This is a genomic window from Citrobacter sp. Awk 2 (assembly GCF_028069815.1).
Taxonomy (GTDB): Bacteria; Pseudomonadota; Gammaproteobacteria; order Enterobacterales; family Enterobacteriaceae; genus Citrobacter.
Genome location: NZ_JANEWL010000007.1, coordinates 1 through 26,436, shown reverse-complemented (window position 1 = coordinate 26,436; position 26,436 = coordinate 1). Strand labels below are relative to the sequence as shown.

Here is a 26,436-nt window from a genome sequence, read left to right as displayed (position 1 = left end):
CCCCCGACTCGGTGTACCATTCTGACAGACAAAATTCTCAACCTTCATCTGGAAAAACCTATGACCGCACGCGTGATTGCCCTGGATTTAGACGGTACGTTGCTGACCCCGAAAAAAACCTTGCTGCCATCCTCTCTCGAGGCGCTCTCTCGCGCCAGAGAAGCAGGCTACCAACTTATCATTGTCACGGGTCGCCATCACGTTGCTATTCATCCTTTTTATCAGGCACTGGCGCTGGATACACCTGCAATTTGCTGCAACGGTACCTATTTGTATGATTATCAGGCGAAAAAGGTACTGGAATCCGATCCCCTTCCGGTTAACCAGGCGTTGCAGTTGATTGATATGCTGAATGAACATCAGATCCACGGGCTGATGTATGTTGACGAGGCCATGCTGTATGAACGCCCGACCGGGCATGTGGTGCGTACCGCAAACTGGGCGCAAACGCTGCCGCCAGAACAGCGTCCTACCTTCACTCAGGTGCCTTCGCTGGCACAGGCCGCGCATGACGTTAACGCCGTGTGGAAATTTGCCCTGACCGACGAAGATATTCCAAAGCTGCAGCAATTTGGTAAACATGTTGAACAGCAGTTGGGGCTGGAGTGTGAGTGGTCCTGGCACGATCAGGTTGACGTGGCCCGTAAAGGCAACAGCAAAGGACGACGCCTTGCCCAGTGGATTGAAGCGCAAGGTGGATCAATGGAAAACGTGATCGCCTTTGGCGATAACTTTAATGATATCAGTATGCTGGAAGCCGCGGGCACCGGCGTGGCGATGGGAAATGCCGATGATGCAGTCAAAGCCCGCGCCAATATTGTCATTGGCGACAATACCACCGACAGCATCGCCAAATTTATCTATTCTCAGTTGCTGTAATCAGGCGGTAATCGATACGCTCTTAATTTGGGCGTACAACCACAGGCCAGGCTTGATGCCAAGTTCATCCCTGGCCCATGGGCTGATTCTCGCCCACAGCGTTTTCCCGCCGACTTCAAGCTGTACTTCTACCTGTCCGTTGTCGTCATAGCATGACGCCACCTTTGCCCGTAGTACGTTACGAATACTGGTCTGCTGCGGCGGTTGTAATACCAGCGAAACATCAGATGCCTGAATCCGGATACGCAATGCGGTTTGCAGCGGTTTATCCAGCTTATTGACCCACAGATGCTGATCGCCCAGCGCCAGCGCGGTCATCGCATAGTGAGGATGATGTTCCAGCACGCTGACTTTCAGAATGCTGCTCTGCTGCTCTTTCGGCAACCAGGGGTGCATTACGCTACTCCCCCAGACGTCCTCCAGCGAACCAAATGCTTTCACCTGCCCGTTTTCCAGCACCATCACTTTGTCCGCCAGGTGCAAAATTTCATCGAGCGAGTGGCTGACATACAACATGGGAATATTAATTTCGCGCGCCAGCCGCTGCAGATAAGGCAACAACTCACGTTTACGTGGAATGTCCAGCGAGGCTAACGGCTCATCGAGCAGCAACAATTCGGGTGCGGTCAGTAACGCGCGACCAATAGCAACACGCTGCTTTTCGCCACCAGACAGGCCGCCAGGTAGACGGTCGAGCAAAGGCTCTATGCCCAGCAATGCCACCAGCTTATCAAACTGCCCGGCCATGCTTTTCGCCATACCATAACGCAGATTACCGCGCACTTTGTAATGCGGGAACAGACGCGCATCCTGAAAAACATAGCCCACCCGGCGTTTTTCAGGCGTCAGGCAGATACCGTTTTCAACGTCATTCAGTACCCGACCGTTGAGCACAATGCGCCCGGACTGTGGTTGGGTCAGGCCACTGATAGCATTAATCAGCGATGTTTTGCCCGCACCAGAGACACCAAAAATAGCGGTGATACCGCTGGCTGGCAGCGTTTCGTTGAGCGTCAGACAGTGGGTTCCCAGCGTCTGGGAGAAATTAAGTTCCAGCATAATTATCGCCCCGTCCGCTCACGGCTAATTCGCGCCAGCCACTCAGAAATGAGCAGCGAAATCAGCGCCAGCACAATAGAAATAATGCATAACCTTGCCGCCGCACTTTCGCCGCCCGGCGTCTGGATGAGGGTGTACATTGCCGAAGGAATGGTGCGCGTTTCGCCAGGGATATTTGAAACAAAAGTAATGGTTGCGCCGAATTCACCGAGTGAACGCGCGAACGCCAGCACCGTACCGACAATTATGCCAGGCAGCATCAACGGTAAGGTAATGGTCATGAATACGCGCCAGCGCCCGGCTCCCAGCGTTCGGGCCGCTTGCTCCAGCTTGACGTCTACGCCTTCAAGCGCCAGACGTATTGCCCGCACCATAAGAGGAAAAGACATTACCGCTGCGGCCAGAACCGCACCACGCCAGCTAAACGCAAACGTGATACCGAACCAGTCATATAACCACTCGCCAATAAATCCGCGCCGCCCCATAGCCACCAGCAGCAGGTACCCCACCACGACCGGAGGCAGTACCAGCGGCAAGTGCAGTACGCTGTCGAGCAACGCTTTGCCCGGGAACTTGCAGCGTACCAGTAACCAGGCAAAGAAGATCCCAAACGGCAGGCTAAACAACACGGCCAGGGAAGAAACTTTCAGGCTCAGTAAGACAGCCTGCCATTCTGGATCAGTCAGTATCATTACTTGGTCGTAAATCCATAACGTTTGAAGATTTCAGAAGCCTGCGGTCCCTTCAGGTAATCATAGAACGCGCTGACCGTTGCGTTGGCGTGCCCATCAACAACCGCGATAGGGTATTCCACTTTTTTATGTGAGTCTTCCGGGAAGGTCGCCACAACTTTTACGCCTTTGCTGGCTACGGCATCAGAACCGTAGACAATGCCCAGCGGGGCTTCGTTGCGTTCAACCAGCGCCAATGCGCCACGAACATCTTCAGCCGGTGCCAATTTCGGTGCCAGGGTATCCCATGCACCCAATTTTTGCAGCGCTTCTTTGGCGTAAATACCTGCCGGAACATGTTCCGGGTCGCCTACGGCCAGACGCCCGCCGTTCAACAGGCTGGTCCAGTTGGTTTTGCTGTCGATGGTGAAGTCTTTCTGTGCACTGGCTTTCGGCGCGACAACGACCAGACTGTTACCGAGCAGCGTTTTGCGCGTTGCGGTATCGATAGACTTTTTATCTACCGCGTAATCCATCCATTTCTGATCGGCTGAAATAAACAGATCGGCCGGGGCACCTGCTTCAATCTGGCGTGCCAGCGTAGAAGAAGAGGCAAAAGAGGAGACAACATCAACATTCTTCTCTTTTTTATATTCTGCGGCAATGTCCTGCATCGCGTTCGTTAACGACGCCGCTGCAAACACTGTGATTTTACCTTCATCCGCCAGTGCATGTCCGGCAACAGAAAGAGAAAGTGTTGCCCCTGCAAACAAGCGTAACCATGTACGTGCCATCTGTAACTCCTTTGAGTTTCGTTATGTAGGCGCAAATATAACGATTAAATCAGGATTTTCCCAGTGGTTATTACTACCAATTAGAGGTTACACAAAGAAAATATCGGCAGGGAAAGCAGGATCTTGAGGAACTAACGCAGTTTGATAATGAGCAATAAAAAACGCCCGGCTAAGCGGGCGTTCGGGGAATCAATGGTTCTGTCTGGATTGGTCTTTCTGACCGATACCGGAAAAAATGTTGAACACTTCACCCAGTCCGTAAATCAGTCCCAGAATGATGGCCATTACCACAGGTACCATGATTACGGCGAATACCAGACTTTTCAATAACTCTAACATGGTCAACTCCAGATATAGTCCTTAGTTGTATTCTAACCACATAACACAGAAAAGCACTCCCCTTTTGTGCGGTCGGCTTTGCTCGGGCGCGGTTTTCCGTCACAATACCCTTTTTTGCCAGGAGCTTGTTATGCAGGCCGAAATCCTACTTACACTGAAACTTCAGCAAAAACTGTTTGCCGATCCCCGCCGCATTTCTCTGCTTAAGCACATTGCGCTTTCCGGCTCCATCAGTCAGGGCGCGAAGGATGCAGGTATCAGTTATAAAAGCGCCTGGGACGCGATTAACGAAATGAACCAGCTGAGTGAGCAGACACTGGTAGAGCGCGCCACCGGTGGCAAAGGCGGCGGCGGTGCAGTGTTAACACGCTACGGCCAGCGCCTGATTCAGTTATACGATCTGCTGGCGCAAATTCAGCAAAAAGCCTTCGATGTCCTGAGCGATGACGATGCGGTTCCACTGAATAGCTTGCTGGCGGCCATCTCCCGCTTCTCACTGCAAACCAGTGCGCGTAACCAATGGTTTGGCACCATCACCGCACGCGACCACGACCAGGTTCAACAGCATGTTGACGTCCTGCTGGCCGATGGCGAAACCCGGCTGAAAGTCGCGATTACCGCGCAAAGCGGTGAACGTCTGGGGCTTGATGAAGGCAAAGAAGTCTTGATCCTGTTGAAAGCACCGTGGGTGGGGATCACCCAGGATGATGCTATCGCTCAGGCCGCCGATAACCAATTGCAAGGCACCATCAGCCATATTGAACGCGGAAGCGAGCAGTGTGAAGTGTTAATGACCTTGCCGGATGGACAGACGCTGTGCGCCACCGTGCCGACTGACGATGCGCTATCACTGCAAGAAGGCGCGAATGTCACTGCCTACTTCAACGCGGACAGAGTGATTATCGCCACGCTGTGCTAAATCGTTAAGCCCGCTTCGCCTGATGGCGCTGCGCTTATCAGGCCTACGTTCAGGCCGGATAAGGTACCCGCGCCGCCATCCGGCAACAAACTGCATTGACATTCCCGCCCGGACAACGTATCCCTGTCATTCATCGCTGCAAAAAATGGGATGCAAAATGTTATCGTTGCAAATTTCGCAAGGCACGTTTCGTCTGAGTGATACCAAAACGCTTCAGCTGAATTCGTTGACGTTAAACGCAGGTGATAGCTGGGCGTTTGTGGGGTCTAACGGCAGCGGAAAATCCGCACTGGCGCGTGCGCTCGCCGGAGAATTGCCGTTACTAAAAGGCGAACGCCACAGCCAGTTCACGCGTATAACCCGTCTCTCCTTTGAGCAGCTACAAAAGCTGGTCAGCGACGAATGGCAGCGTAACAACACCGATCTTCTGAGCCCAGGTGAAGACGATACCGGGCGCACCACCGCGGAAATTATTCAGGATGAGGTCAGCGACCCTGCTCGCTGTGCCGCCCTGGCGCAGCAGTTTGGTATTACCTCACTGCTCAGCAGACGTTTCAAATATCTTTCCACTGGCGAAACGCGGAAAACTCTGCTCTGTCAGGCACTGATGTCTGAACCCGATTTACTGATCCTTGATGAACCGTTTGACGGGCTGGATGTGGCTTCACGTCACCAGTTGGCAGAGCTGCTCGCAGCGTTACATCAGGCCGGTTTTACGTTAGTGCTGGTGCTAAACCGCTTTGATGAGATCCCCGATTTTGTGCAATATGCTGGCGTACTCGCCGATTGCACATTGACAGAAACCGGTGAAAAAACGGGTCTTCTGCAACAAGCGTTAATCGCCCAACTTGCGCATAGTGAACGGCTTGATGGTATTACCCTCCCCGAACCGGATGCACCTTCCGTACGCCGCATATTGTCTGAGAACGAACCGCGGATTATGCTCAACGACGGGGTCGTTTCCTATAACGATCGCCCTATTCTTCATCATCTGAGCTGGCGGGTAAACCCAGGGGAACACTGGCAGATTGTCGGTCCCAACGGGGCGGGAAAATCAACGCTACTCAGTTTAATTACCGGCGATCATCCGCAGGGCTATAGCAATGATTTGACGCTGTTTGGCCGTCGTCGGGGGAGCGGCGAAACTATCTGGGATATTAAAAAGCACATTGGCTACGTCAGCAGCAGCCTGCATCTGGATTACCGGGTGAGCACCACGGTGCGTAACGTCATTCTCTCAGGCTACTTCGATTCAATCGGTATTTATCAGGCCGTATCAGACAGACAACACAAGCTGGTGCAACAGTGGCTGGATATTCTGGGAATGGATAAGCGCACTGCTGACGCCCCTTTCCACAGCCTTTCCTGGGGGCAGCAGCGCCTGGCGCTGATCGTCCGCGCGTTAGTGAAACACCCTACGCTATTGATCCTTGATGAACCCTTGCAAGGTCTGGACCCGCTAAACCGCCAGTTGATCCGCCGCTTCGTTGATGTTCTGATCGGTGAAGGCGAAACCCAATTGCTGTTTGTTTCTCACCATGCTGAAGATGCACCCGCCTGCATTACCCACCGACTGGAGTTCGTACCAGAAAACGATATCTACACCTATCGGCAATCATCCCTGCGTTAGTTTTCATACCTGGGCGCGTTAATGCGCCCTTTTTTAGGCCTGATTTTTCAGATAAAATCTGCAATCATTAAATAACATAATGATTTAAAATCAAAAAATACAGTTCAGGTGTTAAGAACCCGCATGTGTAAACGATTCCACTAATTTATTCCATGTCACACTTTTCACAACTTTGTTATGCTATCTTCATTACATGATATAGGCATAACGGAGCGAATTATGAGAGTATTGGTTACAGGTGGTAGCGGTTACATTGGGAGCCACACTTGTGTGCAGTTGCTTAAGAATGGCCACGACGTCGTGATCCTTGATAACCTCTGCAACAGTAAGCGCAGCGTACTGCCCGTTATTGAGCGTTTAGGTGGAAAACATCCGACCTTCGTCGAAGGTGATATCCGTAACGAAGCGCTGATCACCGAAATCCTGCACGATCATGCCATCGATACGGTCATCCACTTTGCTGGTCTGAAGGCCGTCGGCGAATCCGTTGCTAAGCCGCTGGAGTACTATGACAACAACGTCAACGGCACTCTGCGTCTGGTCAATGCGATGCGCGCCGCCAACGTGAAAAACTTCATATTCAGCTCCTCCGCCACAGTCTATGGCGATCAGCCGCAAATTCCTTACGTTGAAAGCTTCCCGACTGGCACACCACAAAGTCCATACGGAAAAAGTAAGCTGATGGTCGAGCAGATCCTGACCGATCTGCAAAAAGCACAACCTGAGTGGAGCATTGCGTTGCTACGCTATTTCAATCCGGTTGGCGCACATCCATCAGGGGACATGGGCGAAGACCCGCAAGGCATCCCTAACAATCTGATGCCTTACATCGCGCAGGTTGCCGTGGGCCGCCGTGAGTCTCTGGCCATTTTTGGTAATGACTACCCTACCGTAGACGGTACCGGCGTTCGCGATTACATCCACGTGATGGATCTTGCCGACGGTCACGTTGTCGCCATGGAAAAACTGGCAGGCAAGCAAGGGGTACATATTTACAACCTTGGCGCTGGCGTTGGTAGCAGCGTACTGGATGTGGTAAACGCCTTCAGCAAAGCCTGCGGTAAACCAGTGAACTATCATTTTGCTCCGCGCCGCGACGGCGATCTGCCTGCCTACTGGGCTGATGCCAGCAAAGCAGACCGCGAACTTAACTGGCGCGTGACGCGTACACTGGATGAAATGGCACAAGATACCTGGCACTGGCAATCACGCCATCCACAGGGATATTCGGATTAAGGACACGTCATGACGCAATTCAACCCTGTCGATCATCCACACCGCCGATTTAACCCGCTCACCGGGCAGTGGATCCTCGTTTCGCCGCATCGTGCAAAACGTCCCTGGCAAGGGGCGCAGGAAACGCCAGCTAAACAGGTTCTGCCCGCGCATGATCCGGACTGCTTCCTGTGTGCAGGCAATACACGCGTTACCGGCGATAAAAACCCCGATTACACGGGAACCTACGTTTTTACCAACGATTTTGCCGCGCTGATGTCTGATACCCCGGATGCTCCCGACAGCCATGATCCATTAATGCGTTGCCAGAGCGCACGCGGTACCAGCCGCGTGATCTGCTTCTCGCCCGATCACAGCAAAACACTGCCAGAGCTCAGCGTACCCGCGCTGACCGAAATCGTGAAAACGTGGCAGGAACAAACCGCAGATTTAGGGAAAACCTATCCCTGGGTGCAGGTATTTGAAAACAAAGGTGCGGCGATGGGATGTTCAAACCCGCACCCGCACGGACAGATTTGGGCCAACAGTTTCCTGCCCAACGAAGCCGAACGTGAAGACCGTCTGCAAAAAGCGTACTTTGCCGAGCAGGGCACGCCAATGCTGCTGGATTATGTCCGGCGTGAACAGGCAGACGGCAGCCGTACGGTAGTAGAAACCGAACACTGGCTGGCAGTAGTGCCCTATTGGGCGGCATGGCCATTCGAAACACTGCTGCTGCCAAAAGCACATGTCCTGCGAATTACCGATTTGACCGACGAACAGCGAACTGACCTGGCGCTGGCGTTGAAAAAACTGACCAGTCGTTATGACAACCTGTTCCAGTGCTCTTTCCCCTACTCTATGGGCTGGCACGGCGCACCGTTTAACGGCGAAGAGAATGACCACTGGCAGTTGCACGCACACTTTTATCCACCGCTGCTGCGTTCCGCGACCGTACGTAAGTTTATGGTTGGTTACGAAATGCTGGCGGAGACCCAACGCGATCTGACAGCAGAACAAGCGGCAGACCGTCTGCGTGCGGTCAGCGACACCCATTTTCGCGAATCCGGAGTTTAAATAATGAGTCTGAAAGAAAAAACACAATCTCTGTTTGCTGAATCGTTTGGCTACCCTGCCACCCATACTATTCAGGCACCCGGTCGTGTAAACCTGATCGGCGAACACACTGATTATAATGACGGCTTCGTCCTGCCGTGCGCCATCGACTATCAAACGGTTATCAGCTGTGCCCCCCGCGATGATCGCACCGTTCGTGTGATTGCGGCGGATTACGACAATCAGATAGATGAATTCTCTCTTGATGCGCCGATTATCGCCCACGAAACCCAGCAGTGGTCAAACTACGTGCGCGGCGTCGTGAAGCATCTACAAAAGCGCAATAACGCCTTTGGCGGCGCGGATCTGGTGATCAGCGGCAATGTGCCGCAAGGTGCGGGCTTAAGCTCTTCCGCCTCGCTGGAAGTCGCCGTTGGTACGGTGTTCCAGCAGCTCTATCATCTGCCGCTCGACGGCGCGCAGATTGCCCTGAACGGTCAGGAAGCGGAAAACCAGTTTGTCGGCTGCAACTGCGGCATTATGGACCAACTCATCTCTGCACTGGGCAAGAAAGACCATGCGCTACTGATCGACTGCCGTACGCTGGGCACCAAAGCTGTTTCCATGCCGGAAGGTGTGGCGGTAGTGATCATCAACAGCAACTTTAAACGTACACTGGTTGGCAGTGAGTACAACACCCGTCGCGAACAGTGTGAAACTGGTGCGCGCTTCTTCCAACAACCCGCGCTGCGTGATGTCAGCCTTGAGGCCTTTAACGCGGTCGCACATGAACTGGATCCCATCGTTGCCAAACGTGTTCGCCATGTGATCACAGAAAATGCCCGCACGGTTGAAGCCGCAGCGGCTCTGGAGAAAGGCGATCTGCAACGTATGGGTCAGCTGATGGCTGAATCTCACGTTTCAATGCGCGATGACTTCGAAATCACCGTGCCACAAATTGATACGCTGGTCGAGATTGTTAAAGCAACTATCGGCGATAAAGGCGGTGTACGTATGACCGGTGGCGGCTTCGGCGGCTGCATCGTGGCGTTGATCCCACAAGATTTGGTTCCTGCCGTACAGCAGGCTGTCGCTGAACAATACGAAGCGAAAACCGGTATCAAGGAAACCTTTTACGTCTGCAAACCTTCACAAGGAGCCGGACAGTGCTAAACGAAATTCCCGTAATGGCGCCCGACGGCCAACCGTTTCGCCTGCTCACCCTGCGTAATGACGCGGGGATGGTAGTCACGCTGATGGACTGGGGCGCGACGCTGCTTTCTGCCCGTATCCCGCTTAGCGATGGTAGCGTGCGAGAAGCATTACTCGGCTGCGCCAGCCCGGAGCAATACCCACAACAGGCCGCATTTTTAGGCGCATCCATCGGCCGCTATGCTAACCGTATCGCAGACAGCCGTTATACCTATGCCGGTGAAACCGTTGCGTTACTGCCAAGCCAGGGTGACAACCAGTTGCATGGTGGGCCGGACGGTTTCGATAAACGCCGCTGGCAGATAGTGGATCAAAATGATCGTCAGGTGCTGTTTGCCTTAACCTCTGACGATGGCGACCAGGGTTTTCCGGGTCACCTCTGCGCCACCGCGCAATATCGCCTGACCGATGATAACCGTATTTCGATTACCTACCGTGCGACGGTGGATAAGCCCTGCCCGGTAAATTTGACGAATCACGTTTATTTCAATCTTGACGGCGACAAAACGGATATCCGTCAGCATACGTTGCAGATTCTGGCCGATACGTACCTGCCGGTTGATGAAATGGGTATCCCGCATGACGGACTGAAACCCGTGGCTGGCACCTCGTTCGATTTCCGGGCACCTAAACGCATCGACAGCGAATTTCTGGCCGATGACGATCAGCGCAAGGTGAAAGGTTACGACCACGCTTTCTTGTTGCAGGCGCAAGGCGATGCCCGCAAACCGGTCGCTATAGTTTGGTCCCAGGATGAAAAACTGCAAATGGAGGTATACACCTCTGCCCCGGCATTGCAGTTCTATTCCGGTAACTTCCTCGGCGGCACGCCCTCCCGTGGACCTGAAGTCTATGCCGACTGGCAAGGACTGGCGCTGGAAAGTGAATTTCTGCCTGACAGCCCAAATCATCCAGAATGGCCGCAACCAGATTGCTTTCTGCGACCGGGTGAAGAGTACACCAGCCTGACCGAATACCGGTTTATTCCTGCCTGACAGTTTACCGTGACGAGCTGATACCCGGCTCGTCATTTATTCCCTCTCGGGATCCGCTCAAAACCACGCCACTCAAAGACAAAATCGCAACCTTGAGTTCACAAGAACCTTACACTGCGCCGCTATTTTCGCTATGGTTATGCGTAAGCATTGCCGCTGGTGCATTACGGCAATATAATGATAATTATTATCATTCAATATGATTCATAGGAGTGAGTGTATGGCTGTAACTAAGCTGGTTCTGGTACGTCACGGTGAAAGTCAGTGGAACAACGAAAACCGTTTTACCGGTTGGTATGATGTTGACCTGTCTGAGAAAGGCGTGGGCGAAGCAAAGGCGGCAGGTAAACTGCTGAAAGAGGAAGGCTACAGCTTCGATTTTGCTTATACCTCTGTGCTGAAACGTGCCATCCACACCCTGTGGAATGTCCTGGACGAACTGGATCAGGCCTGGCTGCCCGTTGAGAAATCCTGGAAACTGAACGAACGTCATTACGGTGCGCTACAGGGGCTGAACAAAGCCGAAACCGCTGAGAAATATGGTGACGAGCAGGTTAAGCAATGGCGTCGTGGTTTTGCGGTAACCCCGCCGGAACTGACTAAAGATGACGAGCGCTATCCGGGTCACGATCCGCGTTATGCCAAACTGACGGACAAAGAACTTCCGGTCACCGAAAGCCTGGCGCTGACTATCGATCGCGTTATCCCTTACTGGAATGAAACCATTCTGCCGCGCATGAAAAGCGGTGAGCGCGTCATTATTGCCGCTCACGGTAACTCCCTGCGTGCGCTGGTGAAATACCTGGATAATATGGGTGAAGATGAAATTCTTGAACTGAACATCCCGACGGGTGTACCGCTGGTGTATGAGTTCGACGAAAACTTCAAGCCGCTCAAACATTACTATCTGGGTAACGCTGACGAGATCGCAGCAAAAGCCGCAGCGGTAGCCAACCAGGGTAAAGCGAAGTAATTTTCGCGGCTGGGTCAATAAAAAAGCGTGGAATTTTCCACGCTTTTTTGTTTCGCCACGGTCGGGACCACATCAAATGTAGGCCGGATAAGGCATCGCCCTCACCCGCGACGTGATTTTACCGCATCCGCCAGCTGGCGCAGCACAGCATCGGTATCTTCCCAACCAATGCAGGCATCAGTGATGCTCTTACCGTAAGTCAGCGGTTCACCGCTATCCGGGTTCTGATTACCTTCGACCAGATGGCTTTCGATCATCACACCAATAATGGCTTTCTCGCCGCCGGCAACCTGTCCACAAACATCGCTGGCTACATCCATCTGCTTTTTGAACTGCTTGCTGGAGTTGGCATGGCTAAAGTCGATCATCACCTGCGCAGACAAACCCGCTTTGACCAGACCTTCTTTTACGTCTGCGACGTGCTGAGCGCTGTAGTTTGGCTCTTTGCCACCACGCAGAATGATATGACAATCGCCGTTACCACTGGTATTCACAATGGCGGAGTGACCCCATTTGGTCACGGACAGGAAGCAGTGTGGTGCGCCTGCGGCGTTAATGGCATCAATGGCAACTTTGATGGTGCCATCGGTACCGTTTTTAAAACCAACCGGACAGGAAAGACCTGACGCCAGCTCACGGTGCACCTGAGACTCAGTGGTACGCGCGCCAATTGCGCCCCAGCTCATCAGATCCGCAAGATATTGCGGGGTGATCATATCCAGAAACTCACCCGCAGCCGGCAATCCGCTGTCGTTGATATCCAGCAGCAATTTACGTGCGATGCGCAGGCCATCGTTGATCTGGAAGCTGTTGTCCATATGTGGATCGTTGATAAGCCCTTTCCAGCCGACGGTGGTACGCGGTTTTTCAAAGTAAACGCGCATGACGATTTCAAGCTCGCCTTTCAACTCTTCGCGCAGCGCCAGAAGACGTGCGGCATACTCTTTAGCGGCAGCCGGATCATGAATTGAGCACGGTCCAATAACAACCAACAGGCGATCGTCATTCCCTTTCAGAATTTTATGAATCGCTTTACGGGCATGCGCAACCGTATTTGCGGCATTTTCAGTAGCGGGGAATTTTTCCAGCAGTGCAACCGGGGGTAATAACTCGTTGATCTCTTTAATGCGTAAATCGTCGTTCTGATAATTCATGATTATTCCAGCGTAGCCATACTTATATAAATGAATGCAATCCCCCCAATCTATATCTTCAGTCATAAAGTGTAAACGGGGTTTTACAGTACGAACCGTGTTATCCCGGGATTAAGCAAAAAAACGCAAGAATGTAGCGAATAGTGATATCCAGACCGCAAATCCCAACTGTAATTGCGGCTTTTATTATTATTTTCAAAATTCTGTGCTGACTATCGATACACATCGTGGATCTTTACCCACTGTACGGTAAGGCAACGCCCACTATTTACGTGGCTGATAAAGGGAGAATAGAAGCTCTCCTTTTTAATTTTATCCCCCCAAAAACGGTATGATGTCATACAGTAAAGGTGAGAATAACAAAGGGATGGCACAATGGCGCACTCACATACTCATACTTCCCCCGACCAGCCAAAAGATAATAACGCCCGTCGACTGCTGTTCGCCTTTTGCATTACAGCGGGATTCATGCTGGTCGAAGTGGTGGGAGGGATACTTTCAGGCTCGCTGGCGCTGCTGGCGGATGCCGGACATATGCTCACCGACGCCGCAGCGCTGCTTTTTGCTCTGCTGGCCGTACAATTTTCCCGTCGACCGCCGACCATCCGACACACTTTCGGCTGGCTGAGGCTCACGACGCTGGCCGCATTTGTTAACGCTATTGCGTTGGTGGTGATCACGATTTTAATCGTCTGGGAAGCGATTGAGCGCTTCCATACGCCCCGTCCGGTCGCCGGCGGGATGATGATGGTTATCGCTGTTGCGGGTTTACTGGCTAACGTCCTCGCCTTCTGGGTTTTACATCGCGGCAGTGAAGAGAAAAACCTCAACGTTCGTGCTGCAGCACTGCATGTTATGGGCGATTTACTGGGCTCGGTCGGCGCGATCATTGCGGCACTGATCATTATCTGGACGGGCTGGACCCCTGCAGACCCTATTCTCTCTATTCTGGTTTCTGTTCTGGTGTTGCGTAGCGCCTGGCGCTTACTGAAAGACAGTGTGAATGAATTACTCGAGGGCGCGCCCCATGCGCTGGATATCACCGCTCTACAGCGACATCTCAGCCGGGATATCCCCGAAGTTCGCAATGTACACCATGTTCACGTCTGGATGGTGGGTGAAAAACCGGTTATGACGCTGCATGTTCAGGTCGTCCCGCCGCACGATCACGATGCGTTGCTGGAACGCATTCAGCACTTTCTTATTCATCACTATCAGATTGAACACGCGACGATTCAGATGGAATATCAGCCGTGCAATGGACCGGACTGTCACCTGTATGAGGGACTGTCCGGCCATTCACATCACCATCACTAATGGGAAAACGCGCGTGAACCCCGTTCGCGCGCGCTGTTAATCCACATCCTGCTGCCGTTCAACGCGATCACAGTCAGAATCATGTATTCCAGCGACATGGCATACACCCCTTGCAGGGCAAAGATCACGACGCTGATGATGTTAATGAGCACCCACAATAGCCAGTTCTCGACGTATTTGCGCGTCATCAGGATCATCGCCACAATCGATAGCACCATCATGCAGGAATCCCAAAACGGGAACGCATCCGGTTGCAATTCAGGTAATGCGACCTGTAATCCCAGTCCTTGCATGATAGTCACCGCAATACGGGTGAGAAACGCAAACACCGGATCGATGTACACCGTCATCAGACCAATTGCCACCACACAAGCCGCCAGCCAGCCCAACGCTTTTGGCAACGGCAGCCAGCGAATTTTAAGTTCAGCCTCATGCTGGCTGGTTTGCCGGGACCAGGCGTACCAGCCATAGATATTGGCGGCAAAAAAGAACACCTGCAGCAACAAGCTGGCGTAAAGTTGGATCTGAAAGAAGATAATCGCAAACAGCGTGACGTTTATCAGACCAAAGAAGTAATTACTGATTTTCTCCATACTGGCGAGGCCAATACACAGTAACCCGGCGATAGTCCCCACCGCTTCAATCCACGACAGATCGTACCCGCCTGCACCGATTGGAATATGTACCAGAATGTTCTGCGTGCTAAAAAAATCCATCTTTTCCCCCAGAGCGAAACGCCGTAATTAAGCTCGTAGTGTAGCCGCAAATTCCAGCATGCGGTTTAACGGCAGCAATGCGCCTTCTCGCAGCGCGGCATCAACATGTATCTCATGAGCCACACCACCCTGCTCAAGTCCCTCAGCAATCGCTTTAAGGCCGTTCATTGCCATCCACGGACAGTGCGCACAGCTACGACACGTTGCACCTTCACCCGCTGTCGGGGCTTCAAGCAGCTCTTTATCCGGAACAGCTTGCTGCATTTTGTAAAAAATACCCCGATCGGTCGCCACAATCAGTTGCTTGTGCGGTAACGATTTAGCGGCGCTGATTAGCTGGCTGGTTGATCCCACCGCATCAGCCATATCAACGATAGACTGGGGAGATTCAGGGTGCACAAGTACGGCAGCGTCAGGATACAGCCCTTTCATGCGTGTTAATGCCTGGGTTTTAAATTCATCATGAACGATACAGGCACCCTGCCAGCAGAGAACATCCGCCCCGGTCTGTTTTTGTACGTAATTACCCAGGTGCTTGTCAGGAGCCCAAATGATTTTTTCCCCCAAGCTATCAAGGTGTTCAATCAGTTCGACGGCAATACTGGACGTCACGACCCAGTCCGCACGTGCTTTAACGGCGGCTGAAGTGTTGGCGTAAACCACGACAGTGCGATCCGGATGCGCATCGCAAAATGCGCTAAACGACTCAATCGGGCACCCCAGATCTAGTGAGCATTCAGCCTGTAAGGTTGGCATCAGTATGGTTTTTTCCGGGCTCAGAATTTTGGCTGTTTCGCCCATAAACCGGACTCCCGCAACCAGCAACGTAGAGGCCGGATGTTTTGATCCGAACCGCGCCATCTCCAGCGAGTCAGAGATACAGCCTCCGGTTTCTTCGGCCAACTGCTGTATTTCAGGATCGGTGTAATAGTGCGCAACCATGACGGCATCACGCTCTTTCAGCAGACGTTTAATTTTCTCTCGATAAAATTGCTTTTCATCCACACTCAACGGCGCAGGTTTTGGCGGAAACGGGTAGATTGCTGCTTCAGGATCAAACATCACGCTCATCTTGCTTTCTCGTTTTACTGGCTTAACGAAATAACCGAGTAGAAGCGTGACATACGCTATATTCGGTTAGAATTGTTTTGTATGCTAAACAAGATAGCGGATTGGTGTCGAAAAGTCACAAGAATTGCGAGTGATGAATGCCGGATGGCGACTGGCGTCTTATCCGGCCTACATGAGTCGTGCCGTCAGTAGGCCTGATAAGCGAAGCGCATCAGGCAAGCAGATTCGAATCTTATAAATCGCAGATAGCAAAAAGGCGCCGCCAGCGCCCTCTTTTACACTGGTGGGGCGTGCAGGATGACTCGCTTCGCTCGCCCTCCGGGCCGTCGCCGTAAACGGCTCCGTTGTCTCACTACGTTCGACCCGAACCTGCTGCAGGTTCGAATCGTTAATTCTGTGCATAGCAAAAAGGCGCCTTTAGGGCGCCTTTTTACACTGGTGGGGCGTGCAGGATTCGAACCTGCGACCAATTGATTAAAAGTCAACTGCTCTACCAACTGAGCTAACGCCCCCATATGGGGTTTACTGCTTCAATTATTCAGGATGGTGGGTCGTGCAGGATTCGAACCTGCGACCAATTGATTAAAAGTCAACTGCTCTACCAACTGAGCTAACGACCCGCTCGGATGTCACCTGAAAAATTTTTTACTCGACACCAATATAAGAATTGGTGGGGCGTGCAGGATGACTCGACTTCGTCTCGCCCTAGCGGGCCGTTGCTAAAGCAACGTTATCCTTCACGTTTAACATCTGAGTACGATGTTAAAGTTGGTGGGGCGTGCAGGATTCGAACCTGCGACCAATTGATTAAAAGTCAACTGCTCTACCAACTGAGCTAACGCCCCGAGTGGTGGGTGATGACGGGATCGAACCGCCGACCCCCTCCTTGTAAGGGAGGTGCTCTCCCAGCTGAGCTAATCACCCGTTACTGCGCTGGATACTGCATTAAGTGGTGGGTCGTGCAGGATTCGAACCTGCGACCAATTGATTAAAAGTCAACTGCTCTACCAACTGAGCTAACGACCCACTTTTGCGCTGCTTTTGGTTTGTTTGATATCCCTTGGCAACGGCGGCATATATTACTGATTTCAGATTTTAGCGCAACAAAAATTTCGATGTAAATAACTCAACTGCTTAGGAATCACACGACGCGACCAGAAATAACACGATTTCTGGTCGCATGGTGTGCATTACATCGCGCCAAGACGTTTTTGCGCTTGTTTCGCGCCATCAGTACCAGGGTATTTAGTGATAACCTGCTGATAAACGGCTTTCGCTTTTGCTGTGTCACCTTTGTCCTGCATGATGACGCCGACTTTATACATCGCGTCTGCAGCCTTCGGTGATTTTGGGAAGTTTTTAACTACGGATGCAAAATAGAACGCTGCATCATCTTTTTTACCCTTGTTGTAATTCAACTGACCGAGCCAGTAATTCGCATTTGGCAGGTAAGTAGAATCCGGGTACTTTTTGATGAAGTTCTGAAATGCAACGATCGCATCATCCTGACGGGATTTATCCTGCACCAGAGCGATTGCCGCATTGTAATCAGTATTCGCATCGCCAGTTTGCGCCGGAGCGCCTGACGAGGCTGCAGCACCCGCATCGGGTGCTGGGGTTGCCGCCCCACTCTGATCACCAGCCGCAGATTGCGCCGCAGGCGCGCTACCGCTGCCGAGATTATTCATCTGCAGCAATATCTGTTTTTGGCGTTCAACAACCTGATTCAGCTGGTACTGACTTTCCTGAATTTGACCACGCAGGGCATCAATATCGGACTGATTATCGGAGAGTTGTTGCTGGAGTTGGGTTAAAAGCTGACTGTGAGCGTTAGAAATACGCTCGAGTTGAGTGACGCGGTCTTCGACCGAGCCAGAGCCGACACTACTGATTGGCGCCTGAGCAAAAGCGGCCCAGGGGGCCGCTATGCCAACCAGTAACGACAGACTCAACAGGTGATGTCTGAAGTTACTGCTCATGCAATTCTCTTAGTAAACCAGTACGGCGCGACGGTTTTTGGCGTAAGCCGCTTCGTCATGACCCAGTACTGCAGGTTTTTCTTTACCGTAAGAAACGATGGAGATCTGGTCCGCAGAAACGCCTTTACCCTGCAGGTACATCTTAACGGCGTTAGCACGACGTTCACCCAGGGAGATGTTGTACTCAGGAGTACCACGTTCGTCCGCATGACCTTCTACGGTGACTTTGTAAGACGGGTTGCTACGCAGGAAGTTAGCGTGCGCATCCAGCATTGCAGCGAAGTCAGAACGGATATCGTACTTATCCAGATCGAAGTAAACGATGTTGTTCTGCTGCAGTTGTTGCATCTGCAGACGCGCTTGCTCTTCGGAGGACATGTTGCCGCTACCGTTTGCATCCATACCAGTGCCGGCACCCAGCATGCCTTCGCTGCCGTCATTGCTGGCGTTCTTGTTAGAAGAACATGCCGCAATAGCCATAACAGGCAGAGCAATCATCAGCCCTTTCAGCACTTTGTTCAGTTGCATTTCAATGATTCCTTTATTAATCAATTATTTATTATCACAGATACGGCGACCAGGCAGGGAATTTAACCTGTCCATCAGTTGCCGGAAGACGCGCTTTGAAACGCCCATCTGTAGAAACCAAATTCAGCACGGATCCCATCCCCTGAGAAGAGCTGTAGATTACCATAGTGCCGTTAGGTGCCAGACTTGGCGTTTCGTCCAGGAACGTTGACGACAGAACTTGTACGCCACCCGCTACCAGATCTTGTTTGGCAATGTGCTGCTGACCATTCGCCGAGCTTACCATTACCATAAACTTACCGTCGCTGCTGACATCAGCATCCTGGTTTTGCGAACCTTCCCAGGTAATACGCTGCGGAGCACCGCCGTTGACGTTAACTTTATACACCTGCGGACGACCGGCCTGGTCAGACGTAAAGGCCAGGTTTTGGCTGTCCGGGAACCAGGTAGGTTCCGTGTTGTTGCTACGACCATCAGTGACCTGACGGATCTGACCGGAACCGATGTCCATAACGTACAGGTTCAGGCTACCGGTTTTAGACAGGGCAAACGCCAGTTTGCTGCCATCCGGAGAAAACGCAGGTGCACCGTTGTGACGCGGGAACGAAGCAACCTGACGCACTGCGCCGTTGGACAACGTCTGAATAACCAGCGCTGAACGACCACTTTCGAAGGTAACGTAGGCCAGTTTAGAACCGTCCGGAGACCACGCCGGAGACATCAACGGCTGCGGAGAGCGGTGAACGACAAACTGGTTGTAACCATCGTAGTCAGACACACGTAATTCGTACGGGAACTGACCACCGTTCGTCTGAACAACATACGCGATACGGGTACGGAATGCGCCCTTAATACCGGTCAGTTTTTCAAATACTTCGTCACTTGCAGTATGCCCCGCATAACGCAGCCACTGCTTGTTCACTTTATAGGTGTTCTGTGCCAGTACGGTACCTGGTGCGCCACCGGTATCAACCAGTTGATATGCAACGCTATAGGAACCATCCGGGTTTGGCGTAACCTGGCCTACCACGACGGCATCAATACCCAGAGCGGACCATGCAGCAGGCTGAACTTCAGCTGCAGTCCCCGGCTGCTGAGGCAGACGAGATCTGTCTAGTGGGTTAAATTTACCGCTGTTACGCAGGTCAGCACCTACGATACCACCGATATCTTCAGGTGCAGCGCCCGGCCCTGCCCACTGGAACGGGACAACGCCAATCGGGCGTGCCGAGTCTACCCCTTGGGTGATCTCGATACGTACTTCTGCATGCAGCACTGCTGCCCACAGCATCAGAAAACCAAATGCTACTCGTAATGCCTGCTTCATCATATCTCCCTTATCTGGACGGAACGCCCACGATAATTTAGCAGAATGTTAACAAACTCAAATACACAAAACTACCAGTTAAACTATGCTCTATTGCGGAATAAATTTCACAACAAGCTGATTATTTTTAACTGCATTATAGACCGCATCATTTGGAGGCTTAGGTAAGCTAGCTAGTCTTGCCGCAGTCTTAGCTGCCGAACATAAAGCCTCGTCCCCCCCTTCAGATGTGATACCAATCAGCGAGCCATCAGGATTTAAATTCAATCTAAGAACACACTGCTTTCCGATGTATGACTTATAGTCATGGAAATTCCTAGATATTGCCCCCGTAATTTGGCTTGCATACCCATTAAGTTCCGCGCCAGTTGCCGCCCCAGCTGCAGAGGAGTTGCCTGAATTAGAACCACTCCCTTTTGACGGGTTCCCCGATTTCGGCGCATTCTTACCGGAGCTTAAGTCACCTAATAAGTCGTCAACCCCCGAAGCGGCAGCCGCTTTTTCGGCGGCGGCTTTTTTCGCGGCGGCGGCTTTATCGGCTGCTGCTTTCTTATCGGCAGCGGCTTTCTCTGCAGCAGCTTTTTTATCTGCAGCGGCTTTTTCGGCGGCGGCTTTCTTCTCTGCAGCCGCTTTTTCAGCAGCGGCAGCTTTCGCGGCAGCCGCTTTTTCGGCAGCAGCAGCGGCTTTCTCAGCGGCAGCTTTTTCAGCCGCAGCTTGTTTAGCGGCTTCAGCCTGCGCTTTCTTCGCGGCGTCTGCGGCGGCCTTGGCAGCCTGCGCCTCAGCAACCTTCTTAGCATCGGCAGCCGCTTTTGCAGCTTCAGCTTCAGCTTTTTTCTGGGCATCAGCAGCGGCTTTCTTCGCAGCATCTGCCGCTTGTTTCGCCTGAGCATCTGCTTTGGCTTTCGCGTCTGCTGCAGCCTTCGCCGCAGCTTCTTCAGCCTGCTTCTGTTGCTCCTGTGCTTTCGCCGCAGCGGCTTCAGCCTGTTTCTGCTGTTCCGCCTGCTCGCGCACTTTTTCCTGCGCCGCTAAACGTTCTTTCTCCAGCTGTTTCAGACGCTCTTGCTCTGCCGCCTGCTTCTCACGAAGCTCCTCGGCCTGCTGCTGCGCCTGTTTCTCACGCTGTTCTTCTGCACGTTTCGCACTTGCCTGCTGTTGCTGCTGCCTGTCGTACTGTTGAACAACAGCACCAGGATCGACCATAACGGCGTCGATGGACGAGCCACCACCACCGCCGGCTGAAGCATCAATGTGCTCATCGAACGAACTCCAGATCAGTGCCGCAAATAAAATGACATGCAGCACCGCTGAAATAATTATCGCCCTTTTGAGCTTGTCGTTTTGTTCGGTTGCCTTTGACACTCTCGGTTCCCAAAAAACTGTTCGCCTGTTACGCGCTATCTTTCAAGCCAGGAATACGCAGACATCAGATTGGCTGCGTCATTAAGCCAACCGATTTCACGCCTGCACTGTGTAACAAGTTCAGCGCTTTAATTATTTCATCATAAGGCACGTCTTTCGCACCACCGATTAAAAAGACCGTTTTCGGGTTGGCCTGCAGGCGGCTCTTCGCTTCCGCAATAACCTGCTCTGGTGGTAGTTGATCCATCCTGTCTTTTTCAACCACCACGCTGTATTGTCCAACACCGGAAACTTCAATAATGACCGGAGGTTCGTCGTTGCTACTAACGGCTTGCGACTCAGTCGCATCCGGCAGGTCGACTTCCACGCTCTGTGTAATGATTGGCGCTGTTGCCATAAAGATCAGCAACAAAACCAGCAGTACGTCGAGCAACGGTACAATATTGATTTCGGACTTGAGTTCGCGACGACCTCGTCCACGCGTTCTGGCCATGGTTTACCCCTTGTTGCTCTCGCTAACGGTAAACGCCTGGCGGTGCAGAATCGCGGTGAACTCTTCCATAAAGTTGTCGTAATTCAGTTCCAGCTTGTTCACGCGCTGATTCAGTCGGTTGTAAGCCATAACCGCCGGGATTGCCGCAAACAAGCCAATGGCTGTTGCAATCAACGCTTCCGCGATACCCGGTGCAACCATTTGCAGGGTTGCCTGTTTTACCGCGCCCAGCGCGATAAATGCGTGCATGATCCCCCAAACGGTACCGAACAGACCAATGTATGGGCTGATGGAGCCGACGGTTCCCAGGAACGGAATATGCGTTTCCAGCGTTTCCAGTTCGCGGTTCATAGAGATACGCATCGCACGGGATGCCCCCTCAACAACCGCTTCCGGCGCGTGGCTATTTGCCCGATGCAGGCGCGCAAATTCTTTGAATCCACTGTAGAAAATTTGTTCCGAACCGGCCAGATTATCCCGGCGCCCTTGGCTTTCCTGGTACAAACGCGATAATTCGATACCAGACCAAAACTTATCTTCAAACGCTTCTGCTTCACGTGAGGCGGCATTCAAAATACGGGTCCGCTGGATGATAATGGCCCAGGATGCGATTGAGAAACCAATCAAAATCAACATGATAAGTTTAACCAGAAGGCTTGCCTTCAGGAACAAATCAAGGATATTCATGTCAGTCACTGCTTAAACTCCGCGACAATAGACTTGGGAAGCGCACGAGGCTTCATTTTGAGTGGATCAACGCAAACAATCAGAACTTCGGCTTCATTCAGCACGACGTTCTCTGCGTTGACAATGCGTTGCGTGAAAACCAATGAGGTGCCACGCATTGACGTAATTTCGGTTTGGACTTCGAGCATATCGTCGAGCCGGGCTGGCGCAAAATATTCCAGGGTCATCTTGCGTACCACAAAGGCTACACGTTCTGCCAACAGCACCTGCTGACTGAAGTGATGATGACGCAGCATCTCTGTGCGTGCTCGCTCATAAAAAGCAACATAGCTGGCGTGGTAAACCACCCCACCGGCATCGGTGTCTTCATAATAGACACGAACCGGCCATCGAAATATATACTTATTCATTCTTACTGCCTCTTTGTTGGCTTCGTCCACTCACACCAGTCGCTTATTTTTGTAAACGCCTGGTGACTCGCGTTCTTGCCGCCGCGATGCATCAAGAATGTCGTTGTATATCGCGCTGTCTTCACTGTACATCCCGGTAGTGCTTTCAAACTTCGCTACTATACGCGCGGGAATGATGCTTTGGAATGGGGGAAAGTAAACGGAGAGTAAAAAATTATGGGCTTATGCAAGCCCATAAATATTTAAGGATGTTTCTTATTCAAAAGAAGAAGAAAATCAGACCAACAACGAGGACGATATCTGCGATCAGCGGGCAGAAGATGCCCTGCCAGTGCACCGCACGAGGACGAAATCCAACGCCATGAATGACGCCAGTGCAGACCGCCCACATCAGCAGGAAGCCATGCCAGATCTCAAGCTCACTGGTTTTGGCCGCGAAACGTGACGGATCCCAGAATATGCAACCAGCCAACACGATTGCCAGCACAAAGGAAAGCGCCCGCAAGGGGCGCTTATCCATCGCGTTGTATACCATCGCGATAATGTTGGTCATCAACTTTCTTCTTGTCCGGCTTTGCCTGATTCAACGTGCTCAAGCGCCAGTGCTGTGATTATCCCAAATGCACAGGCAAGAAGCGTTCCCAAAATCCATGCGAAATACCACATTTTTAGCTCCTTACTTAGTACAGAGAGTGGGTGTTGCTTTCAATATCTTCTTTTGTGATGCGACCGAACATCTTCCAGTAACACCAGCTGGTGTAGAGCAGAATAATCGGTACAAACACCGCCGCAACCCAGGTCATTAGGTTCAATGTTCTCTGGCTGGAGGTGGCATCCCACATGGTCAGACTTGCGTTCATCATGGTGCTGGACGGCATCACAAACGGGAACATTGCGATACCGGCAGTCAGGATGATGCAGGCTAACGTCAGTGAGGAGAAGATGAACGCCCAGGCCCCTTTCTCCATACGAGAAGTCAGAATGGTCAGCAGCGGCAGAACCACGCCCAACGCCGGAACCAGCCACAGGATAGGTGCATTGTTAAAGTTCACCATCCAGGCGCCCGCTTCACGCACCACTTCTTTGGTCATCGGGTTAGAGGCCGCGTGGTGATCCAGTGCGGAAGTCACAACATAACCATCAATCCCGTAAATAACCCAAACACCGGCCAGTGCGAAGCAAACCAGGGTCACCAGCGCCGCAACCTGTGAGGTGGTACGAGCACGCAGGTGTAGTTCACCTACGGTACGCATCTGCAGATAGGTTGCACCCTGAGTGATGATCATCCCTACGCTCACAATCCCTGCCAGCAGACCAAACGGATTCAGCAACTGGAAGAAGTTACCGGTGTAGTACAAACGCATGTACTCATCCATGTGGAACGGAACACCTTGCAGCAGGTTGCCAAACGCAACGCCGATAACCAGCGGCGGAACGAAGCTACCAATGAAGATGCCCCAGTCCCACATGTTGCGCCAGCGCATATCTTCAATCTTGGAGCGGTAATCGAAACCGACCGGACGGAAGAACAATGACGCCAGTACCAGGATCATCGCCACGTAGAAACCGGAGAACGCAGCAGCGTACACCATCGGCCATGCAGCGAACAATGCGCCACCCGCGGTGATAAGCCATACCTGGTTACCGTCCCAGTGCGGGGCGATGGAGTTAATCATAATTCGACGCTCGGTATCATTACGACCGAGGAAACGGGTGAGCATGCCCACCCCCATGTCGAAGCCATCAGTGACCGCAAAACCAATCAGCAGAATGCCAACCAGCAGCCACCAGATAAAACGCAATACTTCATAATCGATCATTTGACGACTCCTGTCTTAGCGTGCCGGCTGAGTAGTCACAGTAGACTGCTCGTAGTGATAACGACCGGTTTTCAGGCTACTCGGCCCAAGGCGTGCGAACTTGAACATCAGGTACAGTTCAGCCACCAGGAACAGGGTATACAGGCCGCAAATCAACAGCATCGAGAAGATGAGATCACCCGCAGTCAGCGAAGAGTTCGCCACGGCTGTCGGTAACACTTCACCTATCGCCCACGGTTGACGGCCATATTCTGCGACAAACCAGCCAGATTCAATGGCAATCCACGGCAGCGGAATAGCATACAGCGCTGTGCGCAGCAGCCATTTTTTCTCGCCGATACGATTACGAATCACGGTCCAGAAGGACACAGCAATGATAGCCAGCATCAGGATGCCGCACGCCACCATAATACGGAATGCGAAGTACAGCGGCGCAACACGAGGGATAGAGTCTTTCGTGGCTTGCTGGATTTGCGCTTCAGTCGCATCAGTCACTTTATCTGTATAACGTTTCAGCAGCAGACCATATCCCAGATCTTTCTTCATGCTGTTGAACTGGTCGCGAACAGCCTGATCGGTAGAGCCTGCGCGCAGTTCTTCCAGCAGCTGATACGCTTTCATCCCGTTACGGATACGCTCTTCGTGCTGCACCATCAGATCTTTCAGACCAATGACCGGTGTATCAACAGAGCGGGTAGCGATGATGCCCAACGCATAAGGAATTTGAATCGCAAAATGGTTTTCCTGCGCATCCTGGTCCGGAATACCGAACAGCGTAAAGGATGCCGGTGCAGGTTGGGTTTCCCACTCGGCTTCAATAGCAGCAAGTTTGGTTTTCTGCACGTCGCCCATTTCGTAACCAGATTCATCACCCAGAACGATAACAGACAGAATGGCAGCCATACCAAAGCTGGCAGCGATAGCAAAAGAACGTTTAGCAAACGCGAAGTCACGGCCGCGCAGCATATAGTAGGAGCTGATACCCAGAACGAACATCGCGCCACAAACATAACCAGAAGCCACAGTGTGAACAAATTTCACCTGAGCAACCGGGTTGAGCACCAGTTCAGAGAAGCTCAGCATCTCCATACGCATGGTTTCAAAGTTGAAATCCGCAGCGATTGGGTTTTGCATCCAGCCGTTCGCAACCAGAATCCACAGTGCGGACAGGTTAGAACCCAGCGCCACCAGCCAGGTGACACACATATGCTGGACTTTACCCAAACGGTCCCAGCCGAAGAAGAACAGACCTACAAAGGTGGATTCGAGGAAGAAGGCCATCAAACCTTCAATCGCCAGCGGCGCACCGAAAATATCCCCTACATAGTGGGAATAGTAAGACCAGTTAGTCCCGAACTGGAACTCCATGGTCAGACCGGTTGCCACACCCAGAGCGAAGTTGATACCAAACAACTTGCCCCAGAACTTGGTCATATCTTTATAAATCTGTTTGCCGGAAAGGACGTAGACCGTTTCCATGATGGCCAACAAGAACGCCATACCGAGCGTCAGTGGCACAAACAGGAAGTGGTACATCGCGGTCAAGGCAAACTGTAAGCGCGACAGTTCGACTATATCTAACATCATGACTCCTTGCTCATCGCATGAAGACTCCGAGAGTGAACCCCGTTAGAAAGGGTCACACGCATGCCCCAATACAAATTTATTTGCTTCCTTCCCCCGCTGCTCTTTCTTCTCATTTGAAGAAAGGACAATGATGAAAAGTTACAAACATGTTAATAAAACACTCAAATTGATCCCGCAATTATATTACGCCGTAAAATCCTTACAATAAACAGGTTTTTATCGAGGTAAATTTGCATTTTTCGATAG

The 26,436-nt window shown here is 52.0% G+C and carries 27 protein-coding genes, 5 tRNA genes and 1 other RNA gene; 9 read left to right on the top strand and 24 right to left on the bottom strand.

From position 1 onward, the window contains the following. Nucleotides 1–60 precede the first annotated feature (60 nt). The gene (locus NNO02_RS03410) at nucleotides 61–879 is read left to right on the top strand and encodes a pyridoxal phosphatase (RefSeq protein WP_137384360.1); all 819 of its coding nucleotides are present in this window, start codon (nucleotides 61–63) and stop codon (nucleotides 877–879) included. Here NNO02_RS03410 and modC read toward each other — a convergent pair whose 3' ends face one another. The 4 genes from modC to NNO02_RS03390 all read right to left on the bottom strand — a co-directional run bounded on the left by modC (nucleotide 880) and on the right by NNO02_RS03390 (nucleotide 3,742). Beyond that, nucleotides 880–1,938 (bottom strand): molybdenum ABC transporter ATP-binding protein ModC, encoded by a 1,059-nt coding sequence (gene modC / locus NNO02_RS03405; protein WP_271454203.1) that lies wholly within the window; start codon nucleotides 1,936–1,938, stop codon nucleotides 880–882. It abuts the gene before it with no gap. Nucleotides 1,939–1,940: 2 nt separating this feature from the next. Next, a complete protein-coding gene (gene modB, locus NNO02_RS03400; protein ID WP_005125418.1) occupies nucleotides 1,941–2,630 on the bottom strand; it encodes a molybdate ABC transporter permease subunit in 690 nt (229 codons plus the stop codon). Continuing rightward, nucleotides 2,630–3,403: a molybdate ABC transporter substrate-binding protein gene (gene modA, locus NNO02_RS03395; RefSeq protein ID WP_137384362.1), complete on the bottom strand. Its 774-nt coding sequence runs from the start codon at nucleotides 3,401–3,403 to the stop codon at nucleotides 2,630–2,632. Before modA ends, modB begins: the two co-directional genes overlap by 1 nt. A 189-nt stretch (nucleotides 3,404–3,592) precedes the next feature. Next, complete coding sequence (locus tag NNO02_RS03390; RefSeq protein WP_003023026.1) at nucleotides 3,593–3,742, bottom strand: AcrZ family multidrug efflux pump-associated protein; 150 nt, start codon at nucleotides 3,740–3,742, stop codon at nucleotides 3,593–3,595. Nucleotides 3,743–3,872: 130 nt separating this feature from the next. On the opposite strand from NNO02_RS03390, the gene modE reads away from it, so the two are divergent. The 7 genes from modE to gpmA all read left to right on the top strand — a co-directional run bounded on the left by modE (nucleotide 3,873) and on the right by gpmA (nucleotide 11,742). Beyond that, on the top strand, nucleotides 3,873–4,661 hold the full coding sequence (modE, locus tag NNO02_RS03385) for a molybdenum-dependent transcriptional regulator (protein WP_137384363.1): 789 nt from the start codon (nucleotides 3,873–3,875) through the stop codon (nucleotides 4,659–4,661). Nucleotides 4,662–4,818: 157 nt separating this feature from the next. Then, on the top strand, nucleotides 4,819–6,291 hold the full coding sequence (gene modF, locus NNO02_RS03380) for a molybdate ABC transporter ATP-binding protein ModF (protein WP_271454202.1): 1,473 nt from the start codon (nucleotides 4,819–4,821) through the stop codon (nucleotides 6,289–6,291). Nucleotides 6,292–6,510: 219 nt separating this feature from the next. Then, a complete protein-coding gene (gene galE / locus NNO02_RS03375) occupies nucleotides 6,511–7,527 on the top strand; it encodes a UDP-glucose 4-epimerase GalE (RefSeq protein WP_271450199.1) in 1,017 nt (338 codons plus the stop codon). Between the two features lie 9 nt (nucleotides 7,528–7,536). Then, nucleotides 7,537–8,583 carry a galactose-1-phosphate uridylyltransferase gene (gene galT / locus NNO02_RS03370; protein ID WP_271454201.1) on the top strand — a complete coding sequence of 349 codons (1,047 nt, stop codon included), beginning with the start codon at nucleotides 7,537–7,539 and terminating at the stop codon, nucleotides 8,581–8,583. 3 nt (nucleotides 8,584–8,586) lie between these two features. Further along, nucleotides 8,587–9,735: a galactokinase gene (gene galK / locus NNO02_RS03365; RefSeq protein ID WP_271450201.1), complete on the top strand. Its 1,149-nt coding sequence runs from the start codon at nucleotides 8,587–8,589 to the stop codon at nucleotides 9,733–9,735. Further along, a complete protein-coding gene (gene galM / locus NNO02_RS03360; RefSeq protein ID WP_271441231.1) occupies nucleotides 9,729–10,769 on the top strand; it encodes a galactose-1-epimerase in 1,041 nt (346 codons plus the stop codon). The genes galK and galM overlap by 7 nt, the downstream gene beginning before the upstream one ends. A 220-nt stretch (nucleotides 10,770–10,989) precedes the next feature. Beyond that, the gene (gene gpmA / locus NNO02_RS03355; protein WP_271454200.1) at nucleotides 10,990–11,742 is read left to right on the top strand and encodes a 2,3-diphosphoglycerate-dependent phosphoglycerate mutase; all 753 of its coding nucleotides are present in this window, start codon (nucleotides 10,990–10,992) and stop codon (nucleotides 11,740–11,742) included. Between the two features lie 101 nt (nucleotides 11,743–11,843). Here the strand turns inward: gpmA and aroG are convergent, their stop codons facing one another. Then, nucleotides 11,844–12,896: a 3-deoxy-7-phosphoheptulonate synthase AroG gene (gene aroG / locus NNO02_RS03350; RefSeq protein WP_271454199.1), complete on the bottom strand. Its 1,053-nt coding sequence runs from the start codon at nucleotides 12,894–12,896 to the stop codon at nucleotides 11,844–11,846. Nucleotides 12,897–13,271: 375 nt separating this feature from the next. Between aroG and zitB the strand changes: the two genes are divergently transcribed. Continuing rightward, nucleotides 13,272–14,213 (top strand): CDF family zinc transporter ZitB, encoded by a 942-nt coding sequence (zitB, locus tag NNO02_RS03345; protein WP_271454198.1) that lies wholly within the window; start codon nucleotides 13,272–13,274, stop codon nucleotides 14,211–14,213. On the opposite strand, the gene pnuC is transcribed toward zitB, so the two are convergent. The 19 genes from pnuC to cydA all read right to left on the bottom strand — a co-directional run bounded on the left by pnuC (nucleotide 14,210) and on the right by cydA (nucleotide 26,187). Further along, nucleotides 14,210–14,929, bottom strand: coding sequence for a nicotinamide riboside transporter PnuC (pnuC, locus tag NNO02_RS03340; RefSeq protein ID WP_271454197.1), 720 nt, complete (start codon nucleotides 14,927–14,929; stop codon nucleotides 14,210–14,212). The genes zitB and pnuC overlap by 4 nt on opposite strands. A gap of 27 nt (nucleotides 14,930–14,956) precedes the next feature. Continuing rightward, nucleotides 14,957–16,000 carry a quinolinate synthase NadA gene (gene nadA, locus NNO02_RS03335; protein ID WP_271441227.1) on the bottom strand — a complete coding sequence of 348 codons (1,044 nt, stop codon included), beginning with the start codon at nucleotides 15,998–16,000 and terminating at the stop codon, nucleotides 14,957–14,959. A gap of 281 nt (nucleotides 16,001–16,281) precedes the next feature. After that, a non-coding RNA gene (locus NNO02_RS03330) (RtT sRNA) lies at nucleotides 16,282–16,414 on the bottom strand. Between the two features lie 22 nt (nucleotides 16,415–16,436). Beyond that, nucleotides 16,437–16,512, bottom strand: a tRNA-Lys gene (locus NNO02_RS03325). 32 nt (nucleotides 16,513–16,544) lie between these two features. Continuing rightward, nucleotides 16,545–16,620, bottom strand: a tRNA-Lys gene (locus tag NNO02_RS03320). A 149-nt stretch (nucleotides 16,621–16,769) separates the two neighbouring features. Then, nucleotides 16,770–16,845 (bottom strand) — tRNA-Lys (locus NNO02_RS03315). 3 nt (nucleotides 16,846–16,848) lie between these two features. After that, nucleotides 16,849–16,924, bottom strand: a tRNA-Val gene (locus NNO02_RS03310). 26 nt (nucleotides 16,925–16,950) lie between these two features. Continuing rightward, nucleotides 16,951–17,026, bottom strand: a tRNA-Lys gene (locus NNO02_RS03305). 164 nt (nucleotides 17,027–17,190) lie between these two features. After that, nucleotides 17,191–17,979: a cell division protein CpoB gene (gene cpoB, locus NNO02_RS03300; protein WP_048212240.1), complete on the bottom strand. Its 789-nt coding sequence runs from the start codon at nucleotides 17,977–17,979 to the stop codon at nucleotides 17,191–17,193. A gap of 9 nt (nucleotides 17,980–17,988) precedes the next feature. Continuing rightward, on the bottom strand, nucleotides 17,989–18,507 hold the full coding sequence (gene pal, locus NNO02_RS03295; protein WP_003022983.1) for a peptidoglycan-associated lipoprotein Pal: 519 nt from the start codon (nucleotides 18,505–18,507) through the stop codon (nucleotides 17,989–17,991). A 34-nt stretch (nucleotides 18,508–18,541) separates the two neighbouring features. Then, nucleotides 18,542–19,834 (bottom strand): Tol-Pal system beta propeller repeat protein TolB, encoded by a 1,293-nt coding sequence (tolB, locus tag NNO02_RS03290; protein ID WP_038638949.1) that lies wholly within the window; start codon nucleotides 19,832–19,834, stop codon nucleotides 18,542–18,544. A 90-nt stretch (nucleotides 19,835–19,924) separates the two neighbouring features. Then, the gene (gene tolA, locus NNO02_RS03285) at nucleotides 19,925–21,193 is read right to left on the bottom strand and encodes a cell envelope integrity protein TolA (protein ID WP_271454196.1); all 1,269 of its coding nucleotides are present in this window, start codon (nucleotides 21,191–21,193) and stop codon (nucleotides 19,925–19,927) included. Nucleotides 21,194–21,257: 64 nt separating this feature from the next. After that, a complete protein-coding gene (gene tolR, locus NNO02_RS03280) occupies nucleotides 21,258–21,686 on the bottom strand; it encodes a colicin uptake protein TolR (RefSeq protein WP_137381327.1) in 429 nt (142 codons plus the stop codon). 3 nt (nucleotides 21,687–21,689) lie between these two features. Next, on the bottom strand, nucleotides 21,690–22,382 hold the full coding sequence (gene tolQ, locus NNO02_RS03275) for a Tol-Pal system protein TolQ (protein ID WP_003022976.1): 693 nt from the start codon (nucleotides 22,380–22,382) through the stop codon (nucleotides 21,690–21,692). Beyond that, nucleotides 22,379–22,783 (bottom strand): tol-pal system-associated acyl-CoA thioesterase, encoded by a 405-nt coding sequence (ybgC, locus tag NNO02_RS03270; protein ID WP_005125439.1) that lies wholly within the window; start codon nucleotides 22,781–22,783, stop codon nucleotides 22,379–22,381. The genes tolQ and ybgC overlap by 4 nt, the downstream gene beginning before the upstream one ends. A gap of 259 nt (nucleotides 22,784–23,042) precedes the next feature. Next, nucleotides 23,043–23,336, bottom strand: coding sequence for a cyd operon protein YbgE (gene ybgE / locus NNO02_RS03265; protein ID WP_271454195.1), 294 nt, complete (start codon nucleotides 23,334–23,336; stop codon nucleotides 23,043–23,045). Then, nucleotides 23,336–23,449, bottom strand: coding sequence for a cytochrome bd-I oxidase subunit CydX (cydX, locus tag NNO02_RS03260; protein ID WP_061381940.1), 114 nt, complete (start codon nucleotides 23,447–23,449; stop codon nucleotides 23,336–23,338). The genes ybgE and cydX overlap by 1 nt, the downstream gene beginning before the upstream one ends. A 14-nt stretch (nucleotides 23,450–23,463) precedes the next feature. Continuing rightward, on the bottom strand, nucleotides 23,464–24,603 hold the full coding sequence (gene cydB / locus NNO02_RS03255; protein ID WP_271441224.1) for a cytochrome d ubiquinol oxidase subunit II: 1,140 nt from the start codon (nucleotides 24,601–24,603) through the stop codon (nucleotides 23,464–23,466). A gap of 15 nt (nucleotides 24,604–24,618) precedes the next feature. Continuing rightward, complete coding sequence (cydA, locus tag NNO02_RS03250; protein WP_137381347.1) at nucleotides 24,619–26,187, bottom strand: cytochrome ubiquinol oxidase subunit I; 1,569 nt, start codon at nucleotides 26,185–26,187, stop codon at nucleotides 24,619–24,621. Nucleotides 26,188–26,436 lie beyond the last annotated feature (249 nt).

What these genes read in the sequence shown, in the direction of transcription:
- modB (WP_005125418.1), bottom strand. Translation starts at nt 2,630, where the DNA reads ATGATACTGACTGATCCAGAATGGCAGGCTGTCTTACTGAGCCTGAAA.
- ybgC (WP_005125439.1), bottom strand. Translation starts at nt 22,783, where the DNA reads ATGAATAAGTATATATTTCGATGGCCGGTTCGTGTCTATTATGAAGAC.
- gpmA (WP_271454200.1), top strand. Translation starts at nt 10,990, where the DNA reads ATGGCTGTAACTAAGCTGGTTCTGGTACGTCACGGTGAAAGTCAGTGG.
- cydX (WP_061381940.1), bottom strand. Translation starts at nt 23,449, where the DNA reads ATGTGGTATTTCGCATGGATTTTGGGAACGCTTCTTGCCTGTGCATTT.
- tolR (WP_137381327.1), bottom strand. Translation starts at nt 21,686, where the DNA reads ATGGCCAGAACGCGTGGACGAGGTCGTCGCGAACTCAAGTCCGAAATC.
- modE (WP_137384363.1), top strand. Translation starts at nt 3,873, where the DNA reads ATGCAGGCCGAAATCCTACTTACACTGAAACTTCAGCAAAAACTGTTT.
- ybgE (WP_271454195.1), bottom strand. Translation starts at nt 23,336, where the DNA reads ATGACCAACATTATCGCGATGGTATACAACGCGATGGATAAGCGCCCC.
- NNO02_RS03410 (WP_137384360.1), top strand. Translation starts at nt 61, where the DNA reads ATGACCGCACGCGTGATTGCCCTGGATTTAGACGGTACGTTGCTGACC.
- cydB (WP_271441224.1), bottom strand. Translation starts at nt 24,603, where the DNA reads ATGATCGATTATGAAGTATTGCGTTTTATCTGGTGGCTGCTGGTTGGC.
- pal (WP_003022983.1), bottom strand. Translation starts at nt 18,507, where the DNA reads ATGCAACTGAACAAAGTGCTGAAAGGGCTGATGATTGCTCTGCCTGTT.
- nadA (WP_271441227.1), bottom strand. Translation starts at nt 16,000, where the DNA reads ATGAGCGTGATGTTTGATCCTGAAGCAGCAATCTACCCGTTTCCGCCA.
- galT (WP_271454201.1), top strand. Translation starts at nt 7,537, where the DNA reads ATGACGCAATTCAACCCTGTCGATCATCCACACCGCCGATTTAACCCG.
- modA (WP_137384362.1), bottom strand. Translation starts at nt 3,403, where the DNA reads ATGGCACGTACATGGTTACGCTTGTTTGCAGGGGCAACACTTTCTCTT.
- galK (WP_271450201.1), top strand. Translation starts at nt 8,587, where the DNA reads ATGAGTCTGAAAGAAAAAACACAATCTCTGTTTGCTGAATCGTTTGGC.
- aroG (WP_271454199.1), bottom strand. Translation starts at nt 12,896, where the DNA reads ATGAATTATCAGAACGACGATTTACGCATTAAAGAGATCAACGAGTTA.
- galE (WP_271450199.1), top strand. Translation starts at nt 6,511, where the DNA reads ATGAGAGTATTGGTTACAGGTGGTAGCGGTTACATTGGGAGCCACACT.
- tolB (WP_038638949.1), bottom strand. Translation starts at nt 19,834, where the DNA reads ATGAAGCAGGCATTACGAGTAGCATTTGGTTTTCTGATGCTGTGGGCA.
- modC (WP_271454203.1), bottom strand. Translation starts at nt 1,938, where the DNA reads ATGCTGGAACTTAATTTCTCCCAGACGCTGGGAACCCACTGTCTGACG.
- pnuC (WP_271454197.1), bottom strand. Translation starts at nt 14,929, where the DNA reads ATGGATTTTTTTAGCACGCAGAACATTCTGGTACATATTCCAATCGGT.
- zitB (WP_271454198.1), top strand. Translation starts at nt 13,272, where the DNA reads ATGGCGCACTCACATACTCATACTTCCCCCGACCAGCCAAAAGATAAT.
- NNO02_RS03390 (WP_003023026.1), bottom strand. Translation starts at nt 3,742, where the DNA reads ATGTTAGAGTTATTGAAAAGTCTGGTATTCGCCGTAATCATGGTACCT.
- modF (WP_271454202.1), top strand. Translation starts at nt 4,819, where the DNA reads ATGTTATCGTTGCAAATTTCGCAAGGCACGTTTCGTCTGAGTGATACC.
- cpoB (WP_048212240.1), bottom strand. Translation starts at nt 17,979, where the DNA reads ATGAGCAGTAACTTCAGACATCACCTGTTGAGTCTGTCGTTACTGGTT.
- cydA (WP_137381347.1), bottom strand. Translation starts at nt 26,187, where the DNA reads ATGTTAGATATAGTCGAACTGTCGCGCTTACAGTTTGCCTTGACCGCG.